Genomic DNA, 17667 nt, shown 5'->3' with positions numbered 1-17667 from the left:
CTTTCGCTTCTTCTTGATGCGTTAGTTACGTGACTTAACTCCCCCGTTTTCGATTCGCCCTACTTTGCCGCCCTTAGCTTCGATCACTCCCTTGTACTGTTCTACGAGGGCATCGACCTGCTGAGCGGAAATATCCTGCCGGGCAAGGAATACATGTTCATAAAGAGCCATGACAGCTTTGCCTTTCTTGCGTTGGTTCAACCCGATATTCGGCGGCTAAGCCTCAACGACTGCTCCTGATTGGGCTGAACCCAGGCAAGAAAGCGTTTCCGAGACGGTCGAGAGCGGAGACACGGGAGGCTGGAACGCTTCCGTTCCGAACGATTTCCAAAGAAACCGGCCCTCCGTTCAGCCACCAGCCAGAAGACCGGGTTTGCGAACAGGGGCGCTTATACGGATTTTTCGGCGAAAGGCAAGCGTTCGGATACAATTAGACAGGGCCATCTTGCCGTTACAGTCATCTTGAGGGCAAATTCTTCTACGTCAGAAAGGAGTTTTCCACGGCTAAACCTCGGCTTTTTGCTCGCAGTGCCAGGCCCATAATCTTTTCCACGGGCTTGCGCACCGTGAAAACCGTTCTGTCGCCGATATAGTCGTGAGCGCTTTCGAATTCGATGAGATCCGACAGGCCAGCCCGGAACCCGGCCCGGCTTTCTATAAGCGCCTGGCCGAAAGGCATGCGACAGGCACCGATCTGGAAGCGTTCATCAAGGAAGGACGCAGTCTTCACAAGGGGATAGACCTTTAATTCTCCGCAGCCGCAGGAAGCAGATGTTCCGGGCTTGGTTTATGCGAAGTCAGCAGCGCTCGTCACAGCGGCATCGGATATTGCCTGTGGACCTTTTCGATCTCGGAGAGGACGTCGCTCGGGAGTTTCACCTCGACCGCGCTCAGATCGATCTTCAGCTGCTCCATCGTCGTTGCGCCGATGATGACAGAGGTCATGAAGCGGCGGGTGAGGCAGAAGGCAAGCGCCATGGCTGCCGGATCAAGTCCGTGCCTCGCTGCAATCTCGACAAAGGCCCTGGTGGGCGCTTCCTGCAGCGGCTGCAACCGGCCGCCGAGATCGCCGTTAATCGTAGCGCGCGATCCTTCCGGCCTGACGCCATCCAGATATTTTCCGGTCAGCAGGCCAGCCGCAAGCGGTGAATAGGCGAGCAGGCCGACATCCTCGTGATGCGACAGTTCCGCCATATCCAGGTCGAAGTGGCGGTAGAGCAGGCTGTATTCGTTCTGGATGCTGGCGATGCGTGGAAGGCCCTTCTGCTCGGAGAGCGTCAGGTATTTCTGCGTGCCCCATGCAGTTTCATTGGACAGGCCGACGGCGCGCACCTTGCCTTCCCTCACGAGCATATCCATCGTCTCGAGGATATCGGTGATGTTGGCGACAGCCTTTGCCCGATCCTGCTTGAAGGGGTCGTAATGCCAGTTCTGCCGGAAGTGGAAATGCCCACGGCTCGGCCAATGGATTTGGTAGAGATCGATGTAATCGGTCTGCAGCCGCTTGAGGCTCGCTTCGACGGCAAGCTTGATATTCTTGGCGTCGGCACCTTCCCCGCCCCGGATATAGGAGCGTCCAGGCCCCGCGACCTTTGTCGCCAGCACGATGTCGTTGCGCTTGCCGGTCGTTGCGAACCAGCTGCCGATATAGTCCTCGGTGCGCCCCTGTGTTTCCGCCGAAACGGGAGTTGTCGGGTAAAGCTCGGCGGTATCGAAGAAGTTGACGCCTTTCTCGACGGCGTAATCCATCTGTTCGTGCGCTTCGGTTTCGGTGTTCTGCGTGCCCCACGTCATGGTGCCGAGGCAGATTTGCGAAACGGAAATATCGGTGCGGCCTAATCTATTAAACTTCATGGGAACCTTGAAAACGGAAGAGCGGAGCTAGCCGGGGAGGGCGGCGCAAATTTAGGCGCGAATTGACCAGGCGCAAGGAAAAAATCGCGGCTTTTCGCGCCTGCGAAGGCTCTGGAGACCCTGGCAGCGCTATTGACTCTGCCCGCAAGAACGTCAATTGGAGGCGAAATAGTCCAAATTGACATAATAAGGGACATTAGATGACCGTCGCTTTCACATTTCCCGGCCAGGGAAGCCAGGCCGTGGGCATGGGCAAGGAACTCGCGGAAAATTTTTCCGAGGCCCGTTCCGTCTTCGAAGAGGTTGACGATGCGCTCGGCGAAAAGCTTTCAACGATCATGTTCGAAGGGCCGGAAGATACGCTGACGCTGACGGCCAATGCCCAGCCGGCGCTGATGGCGGTATCGCTTGCGGTGGTCCGTGTCCTTCAGGCAAAGGGTCTCGACCCCAAGTCGAAGGTGTCCTACGTTGCCGGTCATTCGCTCGGCGAATATTCCGCACTCTGCGCCGCCGGCACTTTCTCACTCGCCGAAACCGCGCGTCTACTGCGTATTCGCGGCAACGCCATGCAGGCTGCCGTTCCGGTCGGCGTTGGCGCCATGGCGGCGATCATCGGGCTGGAACATGCCGATGTCGTGGCCGTTTGCGAAGCTGCGTCGGCCGCTGGTGCGTGCCAGATCGCCAACGATAACGGCGGCGGCCAGATCGTCATCTCCGGCGAAAAGTCCGCAGTCGAAAAAGGCGCGGCACTGGCAACCGAGAAGGGAGCCAAGCGTGCGATCCTTCTCCCGGTTTCCGCTCCCTTCCACTCCTCACTGATGGCGCCGGCTGCCGAGGCGATGCGCGAAGCGCTCGCGGGCGTTTCAAAGTCCAACCCGGTCGTGCCACTGATCGCCAACGTTCGCGCCGCGCCGGTGACAGACGCCGATGAGATAGCCAGGCTTCTCGTCGAGCAGGTCACGGGCCAGGTCCGCTGGCGCGAAACGGTGGAATGGTTTGCCGCAAACAATGTCACGACGCTTTATGAACTCGGCTCTGGTAAGGTGCTGACCGGCCTTGCGCGCCGCATCGACAAGACGGTGAACGGCATTGCCGTCAATACGCCCGCCGATATCGACGCGGCCGTCGCCGCCCTCATGGCCTGATTGGTTTCACCAGATATAAGGAACGCATCCATGCTCGATCTTTCCGGCCGCAAGGCGCTCGTCACCGGTGCATCTGGCGGCATCGGCGAGGAAATCGCCCGCATTCTCCACAAACAGGGCGCCGTCGTCGGCCTTCACGGCACGCGCGTCGAAAAGCTCGAAGCGCTGGCAAACGAGCTTGGCGACCGCGTCAAGATATTCCCGGCAACCCTCTCCGACCGTGACGAGGTCAAGGCACTCGGCGTCAAGGCCGAGGCCGAGCTCGAGGGTGTCGATATTCTGGTGAACAACGCAGGCATCACCAAGGACGGCCTCTTCGTCCGGATGAGCGACGAGGACTGGGATAACGTCATCGAGGTCAACCTGACAGCGATGTTCCGCCTGACGCGCGAGCTGACGCATCCGATGATGCGCCGTCGCTACGGCCGCATCATCAACATCACCTCGGTGGTCGGTGTCACCGGCAACCCGGGTCAAGCGAACTACTGCGCCTCCAAGGCCGGCATGATCGGCTTCACCAAGTCGCTCGCCCAGGAGATCGCGACCCGCAACGTGACCGTCAATTGCGTCGCGCCGGGCTTCATCGAATCGGCCATGACCGGCAAGCTGAACGACAAGCAGAAGGAAGCGATCATGGGCGCAATCCCGATGAAACGCATGGGCACGGGTGGCGAAGTGGCGTCCGCCGTTGCCTATCTCGCCTCCTCCGAAGCCGCCTACATGACGGGTCAGACGCTGCACGTAAACGGCGGCATGGCCATGATCTGAAACAGAAACTGGCCCTGTTTGCGTTTTTCGGCGGAATAGCGTGTTGAGCAATGGAACAGGGTTGATTTTCAGGCTTTGCGGCAGACATAAACCGTGTTAAGCGGGCCATGACTGTCACAGTCGTTCCGGGAAACAAGGCGGACCGGCGGGCGTTTTGCCAGCGGGGAACATCTTAGAGAGCCGGGCTAACGAGTTTGCTGAAAGTGCCGAAAAGGCGCCGAAGGCTGAACCAGGGTAGGGATGCCGGAAGGCATTCTCATCAGGATATAAGGTCGAGGAAACCGACATGAGCGATATCGCAGAACGCGTAAAGAAAATTGTTATTGATCATCTTGGCGTCGATGCCGAGAAGGTTGTCGAGAGCGCCAGCTTTATCGACGATCTGGGCGCTGACTCGCTCGACACGGTCGAACTGGTCATGGCCTTCGAAGAAGAATTCGGCGTAGAAATTCCAGACGACGCAGCAGACTCGATCCTCACGGTCGGCGACGCAGTAAAGTTCATTGAAAAGGCCCAGGCTTAATCCTGTGTGATTTTCAAAGGGCGGGCCATGAGTCCGCCCTTTTTGTTTGTGCATTGCTTTAGCAAAAGAACAGGCGGGGAAGCTGTCGATGAGACGGGTCGTCATCACAGGTACCGGTATGGTATCACCCTTGGGATGCGGAACTGAAGTGACGTGGTCGCGGTTGCTCGCCGGCCGCAGCGGCGCCCGCCTTGTCACCGAATTCGAGGTGGACGATCTCCCTGCCAAGATTGCCTGCCGCATTCCGGTTGGTGATGGTACAGAGGGCACCTTCAACCAGGATGACTGGATGGAGCCGAAGGAACAACGCAAGGTCGATCCCTTCATCATCTACGGCATGGCCGCTGCCGACATGGCGCTGAATGACGCCGGCTGGCATCCAGAGAACGACGAGGACCAGATCGCGACCGGCGTGCTGATCGGCTCCGGCATCGGCGGCATCGAGGGTATCGTCGAGGCGGGTTACACGCGTCGCGATAAGGGCCCGCGCCGCATCTCGCCCTTCTTCATTCCCGGCCGCCTGATCAACCTCGTATCCGGCCAGGTCTCGATCCGCCACAAGCTTAGGGGGCCGAACCACTCGGTCGTCACCGCCTGCTCGACTGGCGCGCACGCCATCGGTGATGCTGCCCGTATGATCGCGCTCGGCGATGCCGATGTCATGGTCGCGGGCGGGACGGAATCGCCGGTCAGCCGCATCTCGCTTGCGGGCTTTGCTGCCTGCAAGGCGCTTTCCACGCAGCATAACGACGATCCTGAGAAAGCATCGCGTCCCTACGATCGCGACCGCGACGGCTTCGTCATGGGCGAAGGTGCCGGTATCATCGTTCTCGAAGAGCTGGAACATGCCAAGGCGCGTGGCGCGAAGATCTACGCCGAAATCGTCGGCTATGGCCTCTCGGGCGACGCCTACCACATCACTGCGCCGGCGGAAGACGGTGACGGGGCGCAGCGCTGCATGGCCATGGCGCTGAAGCGCGCCGGACTGACGGCTGCAGATGTCGATTATATCAATGCGCATGGCACGTCGACCATGGCCGATACGATCGAGCTTGGCGCCGTCGAGCGTCTGGTCGGCAATGCGGCATCGAAGATTTCGATGTCTTCGACCAAGTCGGCGACCGGCCATCTGCTGGGCGCAGCCGGGGCCATCGAGGCGATCTTCGCGACGCTTGCGATCCGCGACAATGTCGCTCCGCCGACGCTCAACCTCGATAATCCCGAGCGCGAAACGGCGATCGATCTTGTCCCGCACAAGGCTCGTCAGCGAGAAATCAATGTTGCGCTCTCGAATTCCTTCGGATTCGGCGGTACGAATGCATCGCTGGTGCTGCGCCGCTATACTGCCTGAAGGCGGTTTTTGACAGGACGGAGGACGGGCAAGTACCTTTCGCGAGGGTGGCCTACCTGTTTTTTGCCGTATTGCTTCTTAAAACAGCGGACAGGGCCAAGTTTAGAGGATTGCCGGTGAGCGATACGAATCAGAGCAACGACGCGGCGGGCCACAACGGCCATCCGGCGCAGAACGGGCCGATCATTCCGAAGTCGCCCAATGAAGCGCTGCGCCCGGAACGCGTTCCGGAGCCGCCGAAGCGCTCGAAGAAGGCGCGCAGCCAGGTCGTCATCTTCCTGAACTTCCTGATGACGATGGTCGTGCTTGCCTGCGCCGCCGGCATCTTCGCCTTTTACTACGCGATCTCCAGTTACCAGGACCCCGGTCCGTTGGAGACGAACACCAATTTCATCGTGCGCAACGGCGCGGGCCTTTCGGAAATCGCCACCAATCTTGAGCGCAACAACATCGTCTCCGACGCCCGCATCTTCCGCTATCTCACGGCGACATACCTGAACGAGGGGGAGAGCCTGAAGGCCGGCGAATACGAGATCAAGGCGAAGGCTTCCATGAACGACATCATGGAACTGCTGAAGTCCGGTAAATCGATCCTCTATTCGATCTCCTTCCCGGAGGGCCTGACGGTGCGCCAGATGTTCAACCGCATGAGCGGGGATACCGTCCTCGAAGGCGAGCTGCCGACGGCGCTGCCGCCCGAAGGCAGCCTGCGTCCCGATACCTACAAGTTCTCCCGCGGCACGAAACGCTCCGAGATCATCGACCAGATGGCTGCAGAGCAGAAAAAGCTCGTCGACCAGATCTGGGAGAAACGCGATCCTTCGGTCTCGCTGAAATCCAAGGAAGAGTTCGTCGTACTTGCTTCGATCGTCGAGAAGGAGACTGGCATTCCCGACGAGCGCGCGCATGTCGCATCCGTTTTCCTCAACCGGCTCGCCAAAGGCATGCGGCTTCAATCCGATCCGACGATCATCTACGGCCTCTTCGGTGGTGACGGCAAGCCTGCCGACCGGCCGATCTACCTGTCGGACCTGAAGAAGGAAACGCCGTACAACACTTACATGATCAAGGGCCTGCCGCCGACGCCAATCGCAAATCCCGGCCGTGATGCCCTGGAAGCAGCGGCCAATCCCTGGAAGACGGCGGACCTCTATTTCGTTGCCGACGGCACCGGCGGCCACGTTTTTGCGGCGACGCTCGAAGAGCACAATGCCAACGTCAAGCGCTGGCGCAAGCTCGAAGCTGACAAGGGCGCCGATCCGAATATCGTGGTTGACGGCCAGCCGGAGGCCCAGGCCGAGCCGGCGGCTCAGCAGAAGAAAAAGAAGACGAACTGATTTCGGAGGCTCGGATGGCTTTGCAGTCCATGACCGGTTTTGCGCGGCGCGAGGGAACGAGCGGGCGCTGGCGCTGGGCTTGGGAACTGCGGTCGGTAAACGGCAAGGGGCTCGACCTGCGCCTTCGCCTGCCGCCGGGCCTTGAGCGCATGGAAACAGATGTTCGCCGCATTATGGGCGAACAGTTCAGCCGCGGCAACATGCAGGCCAACCTCTCGGTTTCGGCAGCCGAAAACCGCTTCGAAACGGTTCTCAATCAGGACGCTCTGGCCAATGTGCTTGCAATGCGTGACCAGCTTGCAGGCGTCATCGATCCGGCGCCTCTGACCCTCGATACGCTGCTTTCGATCCGCGGTCTCGTCGAGTTTCGCGAGACGCAGGACAGCGAAGAAGAAATCGCCGCCCGCGATGCGGACGTCACCAAGGGCCTGCTGGCTGCACTTGCTGACCTCAAGCTCATGCGGGAACAGGAGGGGGCTGCTCTGTCTCGCGTGCTGCTCAATCATGTCTCGACGATCGAGGACCTGACGCACGTGATCGAACGCGACCCGTCGCGCACGCCGCAGGAGATTTCCGCGCGCGTCAAGGCGCAGGTTGCCTTGCTGATGGACGGAGCGGGCGCGCTCGACCGCGACAGGCTGCATGCGGAGGCGGCTCTGCTTGCGACGAAGGCCGATCTGCGCGAGGAAATCGACCGGCTGAAGGCGCATGTCGCGGCCGCACGGGATCTGTTGGACCGCGGCGGCCCGGTCGGCCGCAAGCTCGATTTCCTTGCACAGGAATTTAACCGCGAATCGAATACCATCTGTTCGAAGTCGAATGCCTCGGCGGTCACTGCCGCGGGCATCGAACTGAAAGTCGTCATCGACCAGTTCCGCGAACAGGTCCAGAATCTGGAGTAGGACATGAAGCCGGCGAAAGCCTCGCCCGTTCCGATCGCTCGCCGCGGTCTGATGCTCGTCATCTCGTCGCCTTCGGGCGCGGGAAAGTCGACGATTGCGCGGACGCTGCTTGCCCAGGATAGCCAGATCGGCCTCTCCGTCAGCGTGACGACCCGCCAGCGGCGCCCAAGCGAGGTCGAGGGCATTCACTACCACTTCAAGAGCATCCGCGAATTCGAGCGACTGCGCGATTCCGATGCGCTGTTGGAATGGGCTGAAGTGCACGGCAATTTCTACGGCACGCCGCGCGAACCGGTGGAAGCAGCGATGGCCGAAGGCCGCGATATGCTTTTCGACATCGATTGGCAAGGCGCCCAGCAGCTGCAGGAGAAGATGTCGGCAGATGTCGTATCCATCTTCGTTCTGCCGCCGACGATGACCGAATTGCAATCACGGCTTCACCGCCGCGCGGAAGATTCGGAAGAGGTCATCGCCCAGCGGCTTGCCAATTCGCGCGCCGAAATCGCCCATTGGCGGGAATATGACTATGTCATCGTCAACGACGATCTCGATACTGCCTTCGACGCCGTGCAGGCGATCGTGAAGGCCGAGCGCCTGCGCCGCGACCGGCGGCACGGCATCTACGATTTCGTCACCAAACTGCTGGAAGAGACGCCGGTTCTTTAAAGCGAATTCGCGAGCAGGCAGAATTCCCCGACGGATAGTGTTTCGGCGCGGCGCTGCGGGTCTATACCCACCTTGTTGAGCAGGCTCTCGCCGCCGAGCGGCTTGAGGCTCTGGCGAAGCATCTTGCGCCGCTGACCGAAGGCCGCATGTGTTACTCTTTCAAGATTGGCGACGGCGCAGGGGATGGGGTTTGCCTTCGGCGTCAGATGCACCACCGTCGATGTCACCTTCGGAGGCGGCGTGAAGGCTTGCGGCGATACGTCGAAAGCCATGCGGGCATCGGCGCGCCAGCCGCAGAGTACGCCGAGGCGGCCATAGTGGTCGTCATCCTGTTCAGCGACTATGCGCTCGCCGACTTCTTTCTGGAACATCAGCGTCAAGGATTCCCAAAACGGCGGCCACTCTTTTGGCAGCAGCCAATTTACCAGCAGTTGCGTGCCGACATTGTACGGAAGGTTGGCGATGATCTTGACGGGTCCCCCAGGCGCCAGCGCCTCGAAATCGGTCTTCAGCGCATCGCCGCCGATGACCTCGAGCCTGCCAGGATAATGAGCGGATATTTCCGCCAGTGCTGGCAGGCAGCGCGGATCACGCTCGACGGCAATCACCTTCTTCGCGCCCAGCGCCAGGATGGCGCGCGTCAGCCCGCCGGGTCCAGGTCCCACTTCAAAGACGGTGCAGCCTTCAAGCGATCCTGCCGTGCGGGCAACCTTTTGCGTCAGGTTGAGGTCGAGAAGGAAGTTTTGCCCGAGTGCCTTGCGCGCGTCGAGGCCGTGACGCTGGATCACGTCGCGAAGCGGCGGCAGACCATCGAGCGCAGCCATCAGCGGTGTTCCGCGGGACGACTGAGATGGGCTGCAAGCTTGAGGGCGGCAATCAGGCTATTTTCGCGCGCGATGCCCTTGCCGGCAATGCCAAAGGCTGTGCCATGATCCGGCGATGTCCGCACGAAAGGCAGGCCGAGCGTCACATTGACGGAATCGTCGAAGCCGAGCGCCTTGACCGGGATCAGGGCCTGATCATGATACATGCAGACCGCGACATCATACCGGGCGCGAGCCTCGTCGTGGAACATGGTATCGGCGGGCAGGGGGCCGATCGCGTCGATGCCCTCGGAGCGCAGAAGCTGTATGGCGGGATGAATGATGTCTTCGTCCTCGCGCCCCATCGTTCCGTTTTCGCCGGCATGCGGATTGAGACCGGCGACGGCAAGGCGTGGCCTTTCGATGCCGAAGCGGCGCCTGAGATCGGAATGCGCGATACGGCAGGTCTCTGCGATCAATTCACCGCTCAAAGCCTGCGGCACGTCCTTGATCGGGATGTGAATGGTAACTGGTATCGCCCGCAACTTCGGTCCGGCAAGCATCATCACCGGCCTGACCGGATTGCCGGTCGCGCGGCTCGCGAGATCAGCAAGGAATTCGGTGTGCCCCGGAAACTTGAAGCCGGCCTCGTAAAGAACAGCTTTGGCGATGGGATTGGTGACGACTCCCGCTGCCTCGCCCTTGACGACGAGCGATACGGCCGTTTCGATCGCAGCGATCGTACCCGTTGCAGTCGCGACATGCGGCTCGCCGGCAGCCACCTCGACGCCCGCAGGAACAGGCAGGACGGGGAGAGCACCGGCAAAGACATCCGCGGCCGTTGCGGCGTTCGCTTCGGCTATCACGACGGAAAGATCGAGCTGCCGTGCTCTTGCCGCCAGCACATCAGGATCGCCGATCAGAAAGAAGGCCGGCAGGCCGAGCTCACGCCGCCTCAGCCAGGCCATCAGGGTTATGTCCGGGCCGATGCCGGCCGGATCGCCTTGCGTCAGCGCAAGGGGGCGCGAAAACGGAGTAGCCACGGCGGTCAGCGATAGATGATCTGCGCCTTCTTGCGCAGCTCTTCGAGATATTTGGTAGCGTTTTCGTTTTCCGGGGCGCTCTTGCCAGCCTTGGCCTTGTCGAGATCCTCCTGGCGGAACACGATCTCAGCGGCGGTGTCGTCGGATACCTCGCGCTGGCTGCAGATTGCAAGATATTCCACGCCCTTTTCTGTCACGCGGGTCGCCGTGGTATTTCCCTTGGCCTGCTCGATCAGCGGCTTCCACTCGGCCGGAAGTTCCGGTGCCAGCACGCGGCCGAGTTCGCGGACTGATACGTCACGCATCGTTGCTGCAAAGACCTTTGCCTGTTCGCAGCCTGGAAATTTCGAACGGGAGGCTTCGGCCTCGCTCTTGCGTTTGCCCGTTATGCCTTTCTTCGATTGCGGCACCACGAATATGATCTGCTGAAGCATATATTCGGTCGTGACCGGCTTCTGCTTATTGTTTTCCATCATGCGGCTGACAAGGTCGCTGCTCGACATGCGGGCGCTCGACCCGTAGCGCGCATTGACGACGCGCGGCCAGCTCATTTGCACGGCAATATACTGCTTGAAATGATCGGCACCGACCCCGGCCTGAGTGAGAATTTGCGTAAGCTGCTCGGTGGAGAGCTTGTTTCCCGACGCAAAACGCACAAAGGACGCATCGACTTCTTCCTTGGAGACGGACATGCGCACGCGCGAGATTTCCTGACGTTTCAGGGTCTCCTCGACGAGCGATTCTTCCGCCGTCTTCGCATCGGCCTTCTGATGTTGGAGACGAAGGAATGCCTGGCGCCTTGCGACATCGCCCGTGGTCAGTGCCACCCCGTTGACGACGGCCTTGACTTCGCTGGCTGCAAATGCGGAACCGCTTTGTGGCTGAACAAGCGCAGCGAGCACGCAGAACGCAGCGCCGGCAAATAGAGTCGTAACAGTCTTTCTCGCGCCAATCATGTGTCGATCCTTCCCATAGACGCTGCGGCAGCAAGTGCGCGTGAACACAGCTTTACCGAGGTCGGAGCCGCCCCCAAGCGACATTCCTATGCCTCATAACCTTAATTGACGGCAATGTCCTGCATAGTGTTGCGGCGAAAGAAAGGCTCGCTTTATTTCGCCGTCCAATATCGCAATCAATTATTGTAGATATTCTTTTCGATATCGTCAGAATATCCGACGTTGACATCGCCGAGGGTGCGGAACGTAAGTCTGGCGCCAATGCTCCAGTCGCTTGCCGACTCGTCGCTTGTATCGCGTTTTGAAGTATAGGCGATCGTGAAGATCGTGCATTCGTCTTCATACGAGAGGCCGAGAGTCTTCCTGCTGACGACGTCGTTGTTGAGATCCCACGCAATGCCGCCGAAGACGGACCAGTAGTCCCTGAACTTGACCGTTGCCTTGGTCTGGATTTCATCACCGTCTTCGGCGGAGCCGTAATCCGGCTGAGATGAAATATGGGTGTAAAGAAGCTGGCTCTGGAATGTATCGGTCTGGAATCCGGCCGTCAGATCGCCGCGGCGAAATGAGAGATCCTTCTCGTCCAGACGGTACGAGGCGGCGAGGGAAAGGCCCTGCGGCGTCTCGATGCCGCCCAGCCCGACATAGTCGGAACGGTCGGTCTCAAGACCCGAATTCGCTCCCGCATTCACGAGATCGTCCGTGGCGAAGGAGTTCTGGCCAGCAAGATGATAGGACTGGCCGAAAATGCCGTGAAGTTTGTAGCCGTTGTCGAAGGTGCCGGTGTACTGGAAGCCGATATTGGCACGCGTGCCGCCCTCGATGCGATCGTAACCCGAGAACTTGTCGCGCTCGAAGAGCGACGTCGCGTCGAAGACGAAGCTCTGCGCGTCCTCGTTGGGCAGGGCGCCCGCCAGAGACTCATCGGGACGGGCGTAGATTTGGGCAATCGGCTCAAGGACATGCGTGCTGTTGGCCGTCGTCATCAGAATCGGGTAGCGCGCTTCCAGGCCGGCGGTAATCATCCCGCGCGTTGCGCCATCACCGTTTTCGAAGTCGCCGTTGTATACGGACGTCCCGCTGATGGAGTTGGGATCGTCCACATTCCGCGCCAGTGCGTCGCCGCGCGCGGCGAGCAGAGGCGTAATGAGTACGCCCTGCGGCGTCACGAAAGTTCGCTTCCACTCGAGTTCGCCGGTCAGACGCGATGTCTGCCCCTTCAGTGAGAAGCGATCATCACCTGCCGGATTGTCGAAGAAACTGTCATGGGTGCGCGAAATATTCGTGAAGTTGACGTCGAGCGACAATTCGCCACCGGCCAGCGGCTGCGGAGCCACAGCATGATAGTCTATCACCGGATAGACGATCGCCTGCTGCTTTTCTTCCTCGCTATGCGGATCGGAGTCCTGAACGTCAAAGTAGAACGATCTGATGTCGAAGTAATTCCGCTTGCCGAGGCCGGTCAGGTAGACTTGGTTGACATGGGTTGTCTCGTTGAACCCTTTGAGTTCGTAGGTACGCGAGAAGTTATTATCGCTCTGCACCATGACATCCCAGCCGAATGCCCAGCGGGGATTGATCTTGAACTCTGCCTTGGATCCGATCATTCCGCGGTCATCGGCCTCGTGGTCGCTTGTGCCCTCGGTGAAGCTCTCTGGGTGCATCTGGTTGATGCCCGCTACGCGCAGGGTATGCGTGCCGTTCTCGAAACGCTGCCGGAACTCAGCGTCGAGCAGGAAGCCCTGATTCGTGTAGCCGGTGCCGCTGACCGTCAGGTCCATGCTGGGCGAGAAGACGTAGTAGTAGGGAACGGTAACCCCGAATCCGAGGTTCTCCGATGTACTGAAACTCGGAAACAGAAAGCCGGACTTCCGCTTGACCGTCTGGTCCGGGACCTCGATCCAGGGGAGGAAGGCGATCGGATGGCCGAGCAATTCGAAGCGTGCCTTCTCCAGCCGGATAGTATGTTTTTCGCCGTTCTGAATGACCCGCTCGGCCTTGACTTGCCAAAAAGGCGGTCGTTCCGGCCGTTCGGCGCAGGGAAGGCATGCGGTGTAGACGCCCTTGTTGAGGATCATCAAGTTATCGTTGACGCGCTCACCGCTTTCGGCCGCGATGCGTGTGTTGTCCGTGGTCTCGATACGCAACGCATTGACGAAGCCTTCGGCGAAGTCGTCGGTCACATCGAGCTTGTCGGAATACATGCGGTTTCCGTCGGGGCTGATCAGCTCGATATTGCCGACCGCCATCATGCGGCCCGTCTTCTGGTTGTATTCCACGCGCTGGGCCACCATTTTGTAGCCCGCATAGTTGATCTGGACGCCCCCGACTGCGGAGACGATCTGCTGGTCCCTGTTGTAGACGAGCTCGTTGGCCGAAAGCATCATTTTCGCTTCGGGATCGATCTTCGGCTGCAGCTTCTGCAACGTCGAATTCTCCTGCGCGAACACCGCAGGAATGCTTCCAGAATAGCCAAGCAGAGTCGCCCCTGCGAGCAGGGCAACCAACTGTTTACTAAAAGTCTTGCGGTCGCCTGCCGCCACTAGCCGTCCTCCTGATGAAGCAGAATCGTTGCGCCCAGAGCCAGCGCGACGACGACCGGAATCCACGCCGCCACGAAAGGCGGTACGACTCCGCTGCTTCCAAATGCTTTTACAAGCACGTTGACGACATAAAGCACGAAGCCCGAAAGGATTCCACCCAGAATCACCGACCTCGACTGGTTGAACCGGCTAAATTTTAAAGACACTGTTGCAGCAATGAGAGTCATCGCGACAAGCAGCAGTGGTTGAGACAGCAATGAGTGAAATTGCGTCTCCAGCGCCTTCGTCGGAACACCGAAGGATTTTGCAATTGCTATTCGATTGGAAAGATCAAAAAAAGCAATGGTTTCAGGCGATGTCAGGCGCTCCTGGACGAAGTCCTGTTTCAAATTGGTGCGAAGCTGGACCGTATCCTTGCGGACTGCGATTTCGCCCGGCCGGCGCTCGGTAACGTTCTTAAGGAGCCAGTAACCATCTTCCAATTTTGCGGAAGCTGCATCCTGGCGCAGAATCACGCGGCCATCCGAATCGAAGTGGATCAAAACGGCATCGATCAGCAGTGTTCCGTTCTGCTGAATCGTACGAGCGCCGATGATGACGTCGTCCTTTCCGCTGATCTGGCGCAGCCAGGGAACCTGCGGCTTACTGCTTGTGGCCTTCTCCTGGCCGCGCCAATCGGTCTCCACCAGTGCGGCCTGACGCTGGCCCCAGGCCGCGAGCGGATTGATGACCGCCATCGTCAGGATGCCGAGCAGGAAGGCGCCGGCGATGAAGGGCGACATGAACTGCCATACCGATATACCGGCTGCGCGTGCCACCACGAGTTCATACTTGCGGTTCAACCCGATCAGCACCGTCATTCCGACAAAGAGCGCAATGAACGGAACGGTCTGTTGGATGATGAGCGGCAGTCGGACGGCCGTCATCAACAGGCCGCCGGCAACGGTATAGCCCGGAAGCCCGGACATTCGGCCTGCCGTCTCGCTGAAATCGATAAGAAAGACAATCGAGATGATTCCAAGGAAGAACCAGATCGTTATCGCAAGATAGCGGCGGAAGAAGTAGCGTCCCAAGGTGCCGAAGATCATGCGCTGCCTCCGGGCGTCTTTCCGACCGCAGAAGGCAGTCGCCGTTCGATTCTGTGCCAGATGCCGGCGGCACGTTCGCCCACGGCGGCCGGAATCGAAAGGCGCTTGTGCAGATTGAGGAAGCCGCTCGCCGCGACGCCGGCCACGACCGGAATCGCATAGAGCACGCCGATGTAAAACGGATTGGTGTCGATCTGATTCGCGGCGTAGAACGACGCCCAGCGCAACGCAAAGGAAAAGGTCAAAGCCGTGACCATCGGGTGCAGGCGCGCCTCGCGATGCGAACGCGCGTCACCGGCGATCGCCAGCGAAATCAGCGCCAAAACGAAAGGCAGAACCCAGTCCGTCAGCCGTCTGTGAAGTTCGGCGCGGTATGATTGCGGCCTGGCGATGTAATCTTTGTCGGCCGGATCCGGATTGAGCAGGAAGCCCAGGTCGCGGTCGCTTGCGCGGAGCGTCGCCTGTCCGCGGTTCTGCGTCAGATCGGAGAGATCGAAAGAATAGGAGTCGAATTTGATAATCGAGACGTTGCCGTCGCGGGCTTTGCGCTGAACCTCGCCGTCGCGCATGATGAGCGAGGTTCCCGTATCATCGACGGCGCCTTCGCGCGCATAATAGATCATGTCGAAGGCAGGATCGCGCTCGTCGACGACGAACAGGCCCCTCAACACGCGGCCGGCCAGCCGCTCCGAAATCTGCACATAGAGACCCTCATCGATCCTGCGGAAGTTCTTTTCTTCGATGACGGTGGACAGAAGATCGGCATAGGCCGCCGCAATCATCTGGCGCGCACCGGTCTTTGCCTTCGGCTCGACGACGTTGTCGACGAAGAAGGAGAACGCGCTAATGACAGCCGCAAGCAGCAGGATTGGCCGGATGATGATGTTCCGCTTGGCACCGGCCGCATCGATAACGGTCAGCTCCGAATCGTTGTTCATCGTTGTCAGCGTCTGCGTGACACCGATCACAAGGGCGAAGGGCAAGACGACAGGAATAATCGACGGCAGGATCAGCGTCGCAAGCTTGGCGAACGAGCCGATAGACTGACCGCTATCGGTGACCAGGTTGATGCGCTGCAGGACCTGGGTCGTCCATATGATCGCGAGCACCGGCAGCAGCGCTACGAGAAACATCTGGCCGACGCGCCGCAATATGTAGATTTCAAGTAGTTTCATGCCTGCCCTTGAACGCACCTGCGAAGCGGAAGCATCGCAGCAGGAACCATCTAAGCTCTTTGCTGCGCTTTTGCGACAAGCAGGTGTCAAAATTTCATTCAAAATTCAGAATTTTTTGGGCCTGTGTGATGAATTCGGTAAACGCATAGACGCCGGCAAAAACGACAATCGCCAATAGCCAGCCGAGTACGATATCGGAAAGGTAGTGCGCGCCGAAGGAAAGCCGCATCAGCGGCGTGAGGAAAGAGATCGCCAGAATCGGCAGGAATAGTCCGGTTCGTGCCGGCTGTGGTATCAGCATGACGAGACAGAGCAGCCAGCCGGCGCTTGCGGCCTCTCCGGAGACAAACGAGCAGTTCGAAATGCACTTTCCTGCAAGCGATCCCGCCTGCACGAAATCGAGGGTACCGCCGAAATTGAGGGTCTCGATCGGCCGCGGCCGGCCCCAATGCTCCTTGAGGATGACGTTCGCGATAAGGCCGGGTCCGAGCAGCAGCGATGCCAGAGCGATCTTGAGATTTCGGGCCCGAAGCGCGTTGAACGTTGCTCCGTGACGCCAGTAGCACGCGATCAGCATGGCGAGTTGAACGGCCGCCACAACATATGGCAGCCGGAAGAAGATCGTTCTGAGCGTGTCCAAAAAGGCTGTCTGACGGGAGGGGAAATGTCCGCAAACCTGTGTCGCTGCGTCCGAGGCTTTGCAGGTATCGACGAGAAAGAAATGCCACGAGGCCACGATGTCGACCTGCGGGAAGGTATGGAATATTAGAAGCAGCGCCCACCACAGACAGAAGAGGCCGATGAAACTAGCTGCCGCGCTGGGCGGAAAGCGAACTTGGGAGCCGGATAATTTGTCTGCAAGACTAGCGGTCACGTCAGGGCATTCTTCTCGTGGTTTTCGGCACCATTTCAAGCACAGTTGCTTTTTGACTCGGTATCGCCGATTTGTCCATGGCTTCCCGATCAAGCCTTGTTTTCGGCGCTGAAACCCGAAATTATCGCCGCCGGTTGGATTCCGCAGAATCCGAATGGAGAAAACATGGCAGCCAAATTCGATATCTCTTTTTCAAAGTCGGCCAAGATCAGCGGCGGACTGACCATTCTGTTGAAGGCAAGCGACGCCGATTCGGCTGCGGGAGCTGAGATCGCCGACCCGGCCGGTGTCATCGCCAGAGCCGCAAAAATTGCCAAATTCTCGGCAAAACCGGTGAGTACGCTTGATCTTGTCGCCCCTGAAGGCTCGCCGGCTGAACGCGTCATCGTGGTTGGTCTCGGCAAGGCCGAAGAACTGACGGCGCATGACTGGCTGAAGGCTGGCGGTACGGCTGCCTCGAAGATCAAGGGAGCCGAGAAGGCGATGGTCTTCATCGACGCGCCAGGCGTTGGCGTCGATGCCAGGGCCGGGGCCGATTTCGCGCTCGGCATGCTGCTGCGGGGCTACAGCTTCGACACCTACAAGACGAAGAAGACCGATGATGAGGACAAGGCGAGCGGCAAGGCCAAGAAGAGTATA

Annotated in this window: 16 protein-coding genes and 2 pseudogenes; 9 read left to right on the top strand and 9 right to left on the bottom strand. The window is 59.5% G+C overall.

Going from position 1 to position 17667, the window contains the following annotated elements; all coding sequences use genetic code 11:
* Positions 1–24: 24 nt before the first annotated feature.
* Positions 25–171 (bottom strand): annotated as a pseudogene (locus C9413_RS12105) (30S ribosomal protein S6); the annotation flags it as partial.
* A 332-nt stretch (positions 172–503) separates the two neighbouring features.
* On the opposite strand from C9413_RS12105, the pseudogene C9413_RS33250 reads away from it, so the two are divergent.
* Positions 504–748: pseudogene (locus C9413_RS33250) on the top strand (plasmid stabilization protein); the annotation flags it as partial.
* 62 nt (positions 749–810) lie between these two features.
* On the opposite strand, the gene C9413_RS12095 reads toward C9413_RS33250, so the two are convergent.
* Complete coding sequence (locus C9413_RS12095; RefSeq protein WP_039844453.1) at positions 811–1854, bottom strand: aldo/keto reductase; 1044 nt, start codon at positions 1852–1854, stop codon at positions 811–813.
* Positions 1855–2054: 200 nt separating this feature from the next.
* Between C9413_RS12095 and fabD the strand changes: the two genes are divergently transcribed.
* The 7 genes from fabD to gmk all read left to right on the top strand — a co-directional run bounded on the left by fabD (position 2055) and on the right by gmk (position 8546).
* Positions 2055–2999: an ACP S-malonyltransferase gene (fabD, locus tag C9413_RS12090; protein WP_039844454.1), complete on the top strand. Its 945-nt coding sequence runs from the start codon at positions 2055–2057 to the stop codon at positions 2997–2999.
* 30 nt (positions 3000–3029) lie between these two features.
* Positions 3030–3767: a 3-oxoacyl-[acyl-carrier-protein] reductase gene (fabG, locus tag C9413_RS12085; RefSeq protein ID WP_170250489.1), complete on the top strand. Its 738-nt coding sequence runs from the start codon at positions 3030–3032 to the stop codon at positions 3765–3767.
* A gap of 286 nt (positions 3768–4053) precedes the next feature.
* Positions 4054–4290 (top strand): acyl carrier protein, encoded by a 237-nt coding sequence (locus tag C9413_RS12080; protein ID WP_022714691.1) that lies wholly within the window; start codon positions 4054–4056, stop codon positions 4288–4290.
* 88 nt (positions 4291–4378) lie between these two features.
* Positions 4379–5641: a beta-ketoacyl-ACP synthase II gene (gene fabF, locus C9413_RS12075; protein WP_170250488.1), complete on the top strand. Its 1263-nt coding sequence runs from the start codon at positions 4379–4381 to the stop codon at positions 5639–5641.
* Positions 5642–5757: 116 nt separating this feature from the next.
* Positions 5758–6978: an endolytic transglycosylase MltG gene (gene mltG, locus C9413_RS12070; RefSeq protein WP_039846701.1), complete on the top strand. Its 1221-nt coding sequence runs from the start codon at positions 5758–5760 to the stop codon at positions 6976–6978.
* A 14-nt stretch (positions 6979–6992) separates the two neighbouring features.
* The gene (locus tag C9413_RS12065; RefSeq protein ID WP_039844457.1) at positions 6993–7880 is read left to right on the top strand and encodes a YicC/YloC family endoribonuclease; all 888 of its coding nucleotides are present in this window, start codon (positions 6993–6995) and stop codon (positions 7878–7880) included.
* 3 nt (positions 7881–7883) lie between these two features.
* Complete coding sequence (gmk, locus tag C9413_RS12060) at positions 7884–8546, top strand: guanylate kinase (RefSeq protein WP_039844458.1); 663 nt, start codon at positions 7884–7886, stop codon at positions 8544–8546.
* Here gmk and rsmA read toward each other — a convergent pair.
* From rsmA to C9413_RS12025, 7 genes are all read right to left on the bottom strand, one after another.
* On the bottom strand, positions 8543–9370 hold the full coding sequence (gene rsmA / locus C9413_RS12055) for a 16S rRNA (adenine(1518)-N(6)/adenine(1519)-N(6))-dimethyltransferase RsmA (protein ID WP_039844459.1): 828 nt from the start codon (positions 9368–9370) through the stop codon (positions 8543–8545). The genes gmk and rsmA overlap by 4 nt on opposite strands.
* Entirely contained in the window at positions 9370–10392 is a 1023-nt protein-coding gene (gene pdxA / locus C9413_RS12050; RefSeq protein WP_039844460.1) for a 4-hydroxythreonine-4-phosphate dehydrogenase PdxA, read from the bottom strand. Before pdxA ends, rsmA begins: the two co-directional genes overlap by 1 nt.
* A gap of 5 nt (positions 10393–10397) precedes the next feature.
* Positions 10398–11348 carry a molecular chaperone SurA gene (locus tag C9413_RS12045; RefSeq protein WP_039844461.1) on the bottom strand — a complete coding sequence of 317 codons (951 nt, stop codon included), beginning with the start codon at positions 11346–11348 and terminating at the stop codon, positions 10398–10400.
* Positions 11349–11524: 176 nt separating this feature from the next.
* Positions 11525–13891, bottom strand: coding sequence for an LPS-assembly protein LptD (locus C9413_RS12040; RefSeq protein ID WP_170250487.1), 2367 nt, complete (start codon positions 13889–13891; stop codon positions 11525–11527).
* A complete protein-coding gene (gene lptG, locus C9413_RS12035; protein WP_039844463.1) occupies positions 13891–14979 on the bottom strand; it encodes an LPS export ABC transporter permease LptG in 1089 nt (362 codons plus the stop codon). Before lptG ends, C9413_RS12040 begins: the two co-directional genes overlap by 1 nt.
* Positions 14976–16154 carry an LptF/LptG family permease gene (locus tag C9413_RS12030; protein WP_039844464.1) on the bottom strand — a complete coding sequence of 393 codons (1179 nt, stop codon included), beginning with the start codon at positions 16152–16154 and terminating at the stop codon, positions 14976–14978. Before C9413_RS12030 ends, lptG begins: the two co-directional genes overlap by 4 nt.
* A gap of 94 nt (positions 16155–16248) precedes the next feature.
* Positions 16249–16956, bottom strand: a complete 708-nt coding sequence (locus tag C9413_RS12025) for a phosphatase PAP2 family protein (protein ID WP_039846702.1) — start codon at positions 16954–16956, stop codon at positions 16249–16251.
* Between the two features lie 237 nt (positions 16957–17193).
* Here C9413_RS12025 and C9413_RS12020 point away from each other — a divergent pair.
* A partial coding sequence (locus tag C9413_RS12020; protein WP_281408636.1) for a M17 family peptidase N-terminal domain-containing protein occupies positions 17194–17667 on the top strand: 474 nt, incomplete at its 3' end.

It is taken from the genome of Rhizobium sp. SEMIA 4085, from assembly GCF_013004495.1.
GTDB lineage: Bacteria > Pseudomonadota > Alphaproteobacteria > Rhizobiales > Rhizobiaceae > Rhizobium > Rhizobium gallicum.
Note: the sequence above shows the minus strand (reverse complement) of the source record. Positions and strands in the feature narration are given on the sequence as shown.

Excerpts from the sequence above, each read along its gene's own strand:
- lptG (WP_039844463.1), bottom strand. The coding sequence starts at position 14,979 with ATGATCTTCGGCACCTTGGGACGCTACTTCTTCCGCCGCTATCTTGCG.
- fabD (WP_039844454.1), top strand. The coding sequence starts at position 2,055 with ATGACCGTCGCTTTCACATTTCCCGGCCAGGGAAGCCAGGCCGTGGGC.
- C9413_RS12030 (WP_039844464.1), bottom strand. The coding sequence starts at position 16,154 with ATGAAACTACTTGAAATCTACATATTGCGGCGCGTCGGCCAGATGTTT.
- C9413_RS12045 (WP_039844461.1), bottom strand. The coding sequence starts at position 11,348 with ATGATTGGCGCGAGAAAGACTGTTACGACTCTATTTGCCGGCGCTGCG.
- C9413_RS12080 (WP_022714691.1), top strand. The coding sequence starts at position 4,054 with ATGAGCGATATCGCAGAACGCGTAAAGAAAATTGTTATTGATCATCTT.
- fabG (WP_170250489.1), top strand. The coding sequence starts at position 3,030 with ATGCTCGATCTTTCCGGCCGCAAGGCGCTCGTCACCGGTGCATCTGGC.
- rsmA (WP_039844459.1), bottom strand. The coding sequence starts at position 9,370 with ATGGCTGCGCTCGATGGTCTGCCGCCGCTTCGCGACGTGATCCAGCGT.
- C9413_RS12065 (WP_039844457.1), top strand. The coding sequence starts at position 6,993 with ATGGCTTTGCAGTCCATGACCGGTTTTGCGCGGCGCGAGGGAACGAGC.
- C9413_RS12095 (WP_039844453.1), bottom strand. The coding sequence starts at position 1,854 with ATGAAGTTTAATAGATTAGGCCGCACCGATATTTCCGTTTCGCAAATC.
- fabF (WP_170250488.1), top strand. The coding sequence starts at position 4,379 with ATGAGACGGGTCGTCATCACAGGTACCGGTATGGTATCACCCTTGGGA.
- gmk (WP_039844458.1), top strand. The coding sequence starts at position 7,884 with ATGAAGCCGGCGAAAGCCTCGCCCGTTCCGATCGCTCGCCGCGGTCTG.